The following is a 7,751-nucleotide window of genomic DNA, read 5'->3' as shown; positions in this document are numbered from 1 at the left end:
AGAATAATCCCTCTTAGTTTGTTCTTTTCTCATAACTTTCTTGATTAAAATAGCTGTTATTTCGTTCTTATTTTGCTTAAAACGGAGTTCACAAAAGGGCATAAAAAAGCAAACAAAGGAAACTCCTAGAAGTCCTTTGTTTACAGGGGTTACGGCACGCTTCGCGCGCGCGTATGCGAGAAGAAAAAATGTGTTATTGTACGCTAGGTGCGCATATTGTGTGTGTGTGTGTGTGTGTGTGTGTGTGTTAGCAAATTATTTGGATTGACCAAAGATAAAGTGCAAAAAGATGCAAAGAATTCGATAATTCTTTGCAGTACTTCATTCACTTGATATGTCATTGCTAATTCTTTCACGGCGGCAAAGGTAAGGCTTTCTCTTTAGTTAGCCAAACAATCTTAATAAAACTTTTATAGAAATGTTACTCACCATATCCTTTGAGGCACAAATTGTTAACATGGGGGTAACAAGAATGACCTTACTCAGGGGTAATCGAATATCCTACCTGATAATAAACTTATAGATTCCATTCTGACGAGACCCAACGACGGCAGTATTACCTATTGCTATAGGTGAAGACTCAAAGTTGCTTGCTACATGATGCTTATAGAGTAGTTCGCCATTCTTTGCCCTTATAAGATAGACTGTACCACCAGAATCACCAGTAAAGATAAACTGTTCGCCCTTTTCATTCATATATCCAATAGGTGACGACCAGGCAAATTGATTCAAACGAGTTGTATAAACAATCTTGCCATCGGTGGTACTAAAGGCTACTAACTGACCTGATGACTTACCCTTCCCATCGGCTCCATTACGGCAGATATTGGCAAATATTAACCCATTCGCATCTCCTTTACCAAGCAAAGGGGTACAATACATTCCACCATCAAGCACTTTCTCTCCTATTTGTATTCGATTACAAAGAATCTTCTGTTCCCATATCTTTTCACCAGTTAAGCCATTAAGCTTAACAAAGTAACAAGTTCCACTCATTCCTTGTTTGTCTACTTCACAACCACAATATATATAAGGTGTATTATTCTCAACCTCACAGACGATTGTACCATCAATGTCATCATGGTTATCATAATACCAAACTGGCTTCATGGTGTTAAGGTTTACACAGATAATACTACCATGATTATCACCAAACCAACCATAGTTACGATAGGCACAAAGGCTGTTTTCAATACCAGGGGCAGAGCCATTGATGGTGTAACGCAATGCACTTACAAGTTTCAAGTGTCCTTGCTTACGGCTATACTTGTATAAACTACCATCTTCACCAGGCCAGAAAAGATAGCCACCAACCTCGACTGGTGATGCATCTGATGCATACCAATGGCGTAGAGCATGTGGGTCATGATCAATGAATTGCGATTCTTTGGTTTTGTTCAGATCGATTACTAACCGTCCAATTGGTAGGTGATTAGGGATGCCCTGACCTACATATAAGTTCTTGAAGAAAGGGTCAATAGAGGGTGTCCCTTTGATGGTGTTATGCACATCTACAGATGGTCTTGATGCCTTACCAGTAGTAAAGTCAATGAAATAAGTGCGACTGCAAAGAGAGGAAAGGACGATTTCATTACTCTTACTAAGATACAATGGCTGTCCTGTCCAGCCACTCCCACCACCCCAGACACCAAAATGTGTGTGTTCTCGGTTATAGTAGATATCAAATTTCCAAGCTATTTCTACAGTATCAGGAGTTCCCTTCACCATGCCACCAAAGTCCGCATTGCGCATTGGATTCTTACGGAATGTGAGAATATCTGCGCTTTCGTAATCAGAAATCTTTCCTTTCAACAGACTCTCCGAATTGCCCTCTGCATCTATAGACAACTTCACTTTATTGGCAGAAGCATACATAGTGTCGGGCAAATAATGGTCTTCTATATTTGATTCAACAGCAACGGAATCTGTAAGTGGACTTTGAGTTTCAACCTTCTTAGCATCGTGACAAGATAAGGCTGTCACCAGTAAGGATACAGCCAACACCGTTTGATAGTAATTGCGAAGCTTCACGTTATATTATTTTAGGATTTTAATCATAGATATCAATTAATCATTATCATACATCTGGGGCAAGTTCTTTAGGTTTTGATAGGTTGACTTTATGTCGTCCCAAGTGATATCGAAATCTTTATCTATCGTCTTTGGTTTGTCATTCAGAGAGTGGGTTATTAGCCAATCATAGGTTTTTTGAAGATAAAAAATACGTGCTAAAACTCCGTGACTACCACCTTGTAACCAATCATAACGCAATAACTGGTCAAGATGATTAGCTTGTAAATAATTGACAACACGCTTTGATTCGTTTATAGAGATGGCTCTATCTGCCGTTCCATGCATAATCCAAAGAGGCACTTCACCAAGCCCACTCATATTCTTTAACGTCGTCCCGCCACACAAAGCCATACCAGCTGCTATCTTATCGGGATAGGTTCCGACGAAATCCATTGTGCCATAACCACCAAGACTCATACCGAGAACATACACACGACTTGCATCTATGGAATAGTGAGACTTCATCCACTCCAATATATTATTTAGTTTTCTCGGACTCCATGGACCACCTGGATTCTGAGGAGCTACCACGAACATGGGAATAATCTTACCCTTGTCAATAGCATCCAAGACTCCATAACGTCTCACCTTATTTAAGTCATTCCCACAAAGACTAGCCCCATGTAAAAAGATGATAAGCGGTAAAGGATGTTTATTCTCCTTGTATTCATCAGGCGTATATATCCAAAAGTTATACCCGTCAGAAACGGCATTGTATTTCGTTTCAAACTGACCTTCTGGTCGAATCTGAGCCGATATATGCAATGTAAAAAATAGTATTATTATAGAAAAAATGTACTTCATCCTATATCATTCTATAATCTTATACAAACGCTTAAATTAATTAGTAAGTACCAGCAATACCTCTATTTAGTCTATTGCCAGCAAAGTTACAAAGAAAAATTAACTTATAAATGACTTTTAAAAGGAAACTAATAGAAAAAAAGTAGGGATAAACCTCTATATGGTTTATCCCTACCTAATATTATTATCTAACATTAGCTACAAAAGAGCTAATCTATCAGCTTGATTACTTAACGTAAACAACAGCCAAACGGTTAGATGTTACGCCCTGTACGCCTTGACCCTTAGCCTCGTCAACAACAACGCCACGACCCTGGAGATACTTAGCTACAACGTTTGCACGATTCTGAGAGAGACGATCGTTAAGATCCTTTGGACCCTCTGGAGAAGCTGTACCAATGATCTGTACGTGACGACCAGACTTAACAGCATCAAGTGCATTCTTTGCCTCATTTGTGAGGTCGTACTTACCTTGAGCGAATGTTACAAATACCAAGTTGTCAATGCAAAGAGTCTGATTAACCTGAGTTGGAACCTCCTTAACAACTTCCTTAACAACCTCCTTAACAACCTCCTTAGGCTTAGCATTCAACTGGTCACGGAGAGAGTTAATTTCATCGTTCAACTCACCAACATTCCAAACCTTGAAGTTGTGAGTACCATTAGAAGTCTTGAACTTATAGTTCAAACCAACGAAAAGACCAAGCTGAGCAGCCTGACGACCGAACTGGATAGCATCACCAGGACCATGTGTAAGGTTCCAAAGAACAGCTGGCTCTACATAAAGCTGCCAAGCTCTCTTCTCACCAAGATTGTAAGCGAATGTAAGACCAGTCTTTGCTGTCAACTCTGTATCATCACCACCATTGGCAACACCAATAAGTTTCTTGTCACCGAAAGTAATCCAGTAACCTACACCTGCTTCTGCACCAACCTCGAAACGACGATCTGGATTGTACTCACAGAACAAGTTTGTGAAATTGATAGTACCATTCAAACCGAGGTTCACACCACGAACGATTGTGTGGCTATTAGCAAAACCTAAAGAACCTGTCTGCCAACGGTTATCACCGAAGAAAGTAAGACCTTCGAGGTTAGCACCATAAACTGGGCTAAATTGCTTACCTAACTTCAAACCTGCTGCAGCGTTAAGAGGAGCAAAGTGCTCGAAACTCATTGGACCCATTACACCGCCTTCAACACCGAGATAGACGTTATCAAATGCCTTAGCCTTCTCATAAGCTACTTGAGCCTGCGTACTACTAATGCCCATTGCGAGCATTGAAAGTGCAATCAAAAACTTTTTCATAAAATGCTTAATATTAAAATGTATTGCTTTTAGCGACCTTTAATTCTAGGGTGCAAAGGTAGTACTTTTTTTGAATAGACCATATCTTTTTCTGAAAAATTATTGTTTTTCCCTAAAATATAGGCAGTTAATTACATTTTTAGGTTGTGTCACATTATATATAATTACGTCTAACAAAGATTCTTACTTTTAAATTTATCATTCAATATCGAAACTTTTTGAGATTATTCTCTACCAATTCCAGCACTCTTTAGTTTTAGACCTTGAGTTTATACCTTATAATATATGGCTTCCGTCTTCTAAACCACTTATTTTAATATTTATTCGCTTATTCTTTCGTCATTTCAAAGTTTCTTCTTACCTTTGCGCCCGTTGAGTGAGAATTAACCCAATTAATAATGATGTTACAAGCAACGAATTTCAATCAAGCTAACGTTTGCGCCTTATATAATAAAGGTGTAAGCCGTGTTGTTGCGTTGGATTCTTTAACATCTAAAAACGAGAAAAAGACAGCAAATAATTTGGTAGTTCCAAATATTTGTATACTCTCTCTCTCTCTCTCTCTCTCTCTCTCTCTCTCTCTAGTAGAGCAGACGTAAATTACACATTTTTTCTTCTCGCGTACGCGCGCGCGAAGCGTACCGCAAACCCTGTAAACAAAGGACTTCTGGAAGTTTCCTTTGTTCTTTTTTTGTGTCCGTACCTAAACCGAATTATAGAGAAATTAAGCACGAAATAACAACTATATTTTTTATTAACAACAATTTTATAGATTAATATGAAAAAGGAAAGAACAAGCAGGTTAGTGTACATACAGCCATCCTGTAGTATTATAGCCACAGGTGTCGAGGGATTCCTTTGTAACGCCTCTGTGACCCCAGATGGGAGTAGTTCAACCCAAGAGTCGTGGGGAAGTGAGCAGACGCATACAGGAACCGTTATCATTGGAGACGGAACGGGCGTAGCTCCAGCAAAGCGGCAGATGAGCTGGGATGAGAATGAAGATTAACGATACTAAGACATTAAATTAGACATAAAAATGAAGAAACAATATTTTTTAGCTATAGCAATGTTCATGCTGTTGACAGTGTTTGCGGCGTGTTCAAGTGATGATAATTTAGACAATGGCAAAGGAAAGGTTGATGTAGCCTCAAAATTCGAGTTCCCTGTCACCTTTGCAGATTATAATAGTGATGTGCAAGTGGGAAATACTCGTGCAGCAGCAAACTCTTCCGACACACTAAAGCATGAGTTCGTCAACATGGGGAATGGTATTGTTGCTGATGTGACTTTGCAGAGAGACAAGGAGAACTTGTCTGGTAATCCTGCCAAGAGTGCAAGTACACGTACATTGCCAAATAGTGACTACACAATGTTGGCATATCAAGGTGGTGTTTTGAAAGGTGAATTGAAAGGAGTAATCTATGGCGGTAGCTTTTACCCGAATGTAGGAGACCCAGAATCAATGTCATTAGCACCAGGCAACTATGATTTTGTACTTTATTCTACTTCCTATTTTACACGTAGCGGCAACAATTTGACACTAACGAATGCAAATGAATATGCCATATTAGGGCGCACCAATTATACAGTCACTGCCACTCCACAGAAGCAGAAAGTTTCGTTTGCGATGAAGCATACAGCTGCCCGTGTAAGAGTCAAATTCAATACTTATGTCAAGGTTCAGCCAAGTAATTTTAATGTAAGCTTCTCAGCAGCAAATCCTGCAGAAGTCCCAAGTTCTGCTGTTTACGATGCTGCTACAGGTACATGGAGCACTTCTGGTACAGGAGGATCTTTCGGTTTTGGTGGCAGTAGTGCTTGGACGGAAAGTGGTTCTGTTACTTATAGTTATACAAGCCCTAGTTACTCTTATATTTTCCCTGGTTCAAATATTACGAATCTCAAAGCAACCTTTGGTAATACAACAATTTATACAGAAAACCTTTATGGGAAAAGCCTTACTTTTGCTTTGACTCCAGTTTTGGCATCAGTGGCAAATGGTTCTTATCTTATTAGTATCACTTTCCATTATAACTTCCTTTACCTAATGACAGACGGCACAACTGGTTTGTTCTCTGAGACAACATTCGGTGGTGGAACAAAGACTCCAATTGCTGTTGTTATTAGCCAAAGTAAAAAATTAGCTGCGGCATTAGAAGAAGTGTCTAGTGATTATCAAAATTATTCTGGGGTAGTCAATAGTGGTGTTATAAACATTCCATGGTCATCTTGGGAGCCAGGGAGTACATTTACTGCAGATGGTGCCGATGGTTATAAGTTTACTTGGGAGGCTTCAGGTAGTGCAGATGGAACAACAATAAAGGCAAATGAGCAGACAAGATTCCCTGCATTTTATAGTGCAGCCCATTATACTCCTACATTGCCCACAGGAAAGACTCTTACAGGTTCTATTGTTGGTAAGAAATGGTTTTTACCAAGTCTGGGAGAAGTTTTAAAGATTTATGGTGCCTTAAAAGATATTGGTCCCGCTGGTGGTCTTTATTCACGTAGTATGGGAGGCGGAATGATGGATCTGAATTATTGGCAGTGGGGACCGTATTCAGAAGGTCATCTATCAGGAATGGCTCCCATGGCATTTGTGCAAGTTAATGGAGTTTCACCGGTAAGCTTAATGATGACTAGTAGTCAATCAAGTACAGGAGCGGGCATAGCGGCAGACTATCATGTAGAAATTGGTGGCTACAGTCAGACGGTTCGTCCTTTCATCCATTATTAACTGATTATAAAGCCGAAGAATTATAGCAAGGCTATTATAGCAAACAATAATATTATTAACAACGCTCCGTGGGCTATAAGGTCTCGAGCCCACGGAGCTATCACAAAGAGGAGACCACCTTAATGATAATATGGCTAACAAACCAATTCAATTTTTCTTGAGAGAGCAGAAGTTAAACATCGGTAAGCAGGCTGGAAAGACTGTTATCGTAGCACGCCCAACTGGTAGACACCGTGTAGACTTCCGCAACTTTTGCGAACGTATTGCTAAGTCAACAACCTTTAATGCACAGGAGGTGGCAGCCGTGCTGAATCTTGCAAGTGAAACCGCCCGTGACATCGTAGCCAATGGTGACATTGTGGAGTTTGGCGACATGGGAACGTTGACACCCTCGTTTAAGAGCAAGGCAGTAGAGAGTGTTGAGCAGTTCCGCGCACAACAGCATATCGAGAAACCTGTTATAAAGTTCCTTGCCTCTGCGAAGTATTTCACGCTGAATGATGTTACGTATGAACAAGTAGCACCAAAGGAGAAGAAAGAAAAGAAGGGAAAGAAAGAGAAAAAGAAAGCAGAAGGAACAGAGCCTTCAGGTCCTGTGACAGAAGGATGATAACGGATTTTTGAGATTCTGCTAAAACAACAAAAAAATTGTTCGCGAAGAAATTCGAAATTCTTCGCGAACAATTTTAATTTTCTTCGCGAAGATTTTTTTGCGTTGCTTAGAGGAACATTGTAGCAGAAGGACAAGGTTTTAGGCAGAATGATATAAGAACACATTTCTTATGACAGGTTCTGCTTCTAGATAAACGTGCCACGGGAGCATTT

General features: G+C 39.9%; 7 protein-coding genes. 4 read left to right on the top strand and 3 right to left on the bottom strand.

From position 1 onward, the window contains the following. Positions 1-501 precede the first annotated feature (501 nt). From HMPREF9969_RS00120 to HMPREF9969_RS00110, 3 genes are all read right to left on the bottom strand, one after another. Entirely contained in the window at positions 502-2,031 is a 1,530-nt protein-coding gene (locus tag HMPREF9969_RS00120) for a PQQ-binding-like beta-propeller repeat protein (RefSeq protein ID WP_009433853.1), read from the bottom strand. Positions 2,032-2,067: 36 nt separating this feature from the next. Further along, positions 2,068-2,877: a phospholipase gene (locus HMPREF9969_RS00115; RefSeq protein ID WP_036894377.1), complete on the bottom strand. Its 810-nt coding sequence runs from the start codon at positions 2,875-2,877 to the stop codon at positions 2,068-2,070. Positions 2,878-3,103: 226 nt separating this feature from the next. After that, positions 3,104-4,186 (bottom strand): OmpA family protein, encoded by a 1,083-nt coding sequence (locus tag HMPREF9969_RS00110; RefSeq protein WP_009433851.1) that lies wholly within the window; start codon positions 4,184-4,186, stop codon positions 3,104-3,106. Between the two features lie 398 nt (positions 4,187-4,584). On the opposite strand from HMPREF9969_RS00110, the gene HMPREF9969_RS13095 reads away from it, so the two are divergent. The 4 genes from HMPREF9969_RS13095 to HMPREF9969_RS00090 all read left to right on the top strand — a co-directional run bounded on the left by HMPREF9969_RS13095 (position 4,585) and on the right by HMPREF9969_RS00090 (position 7,536). Further along, positions 4,585-4,785 (top strand): hypothetical protein, encoded by a 201-nt coding sequence (locus HMPREF9969_RS13095; RefSeq protein WP_009433849.1) that lies wholly within the window; start codon positions 4,585-4,587, stop codon positions 4,783-4,785. Positions 4,786-4,964: 179 nt separating this feature from the next. Beyond that, complete coding sequence (locus tag HMPREF9969_RS00100) at positions 4,965-5,195, top strand: hypothetical protein (protein WP_036894375.1); 231 nt, start codon at positions 4,965-4,967, stop codon at positions 5,193-5,195. Between the two features lie 30 nt (positions 5,196-5,225). Further along, on the top strand, positions 5,226-6,926 hold the full coding sequence (locus tag HMPREF9969_RS00095; RefSeq protein ID WP_009433848.1) for a fimbrillin family protein: 1,701 nt from the start codon (positions 5,226-5,228) through the stop codon (positions 6,924-6,926). A 130-nt stretch (positions 6,927-7,056) separates the two neighbouring features. Beyond that, entirely contained in the window at positions 7,057-7,536 is a 480-nt protein-coding gene (locus HMPREF9969_RS00090; protein ID WP_009433850.1) for a histidinol phosphate phosphatase, read from the top strand. The last annotated feature ends 215 nt before the right edge of the window (positions 7,537-7,751 follow it).

It is taken from the genome of Prevotella sp. oral taxon 306 str. F0472 (assembly GCF_000257925.1).
GTDB lineage: Bacteria > Bacteroidota > Bacteroidia > Bacteroidales > Bacteroidaceae > Prevotella > Prevotella vespertina.
The sequence above is the reverse complement of the archived record's forward strand: the minus strand, read 5'-3'. Positions and strand labels throughout refer to the sequence as shown.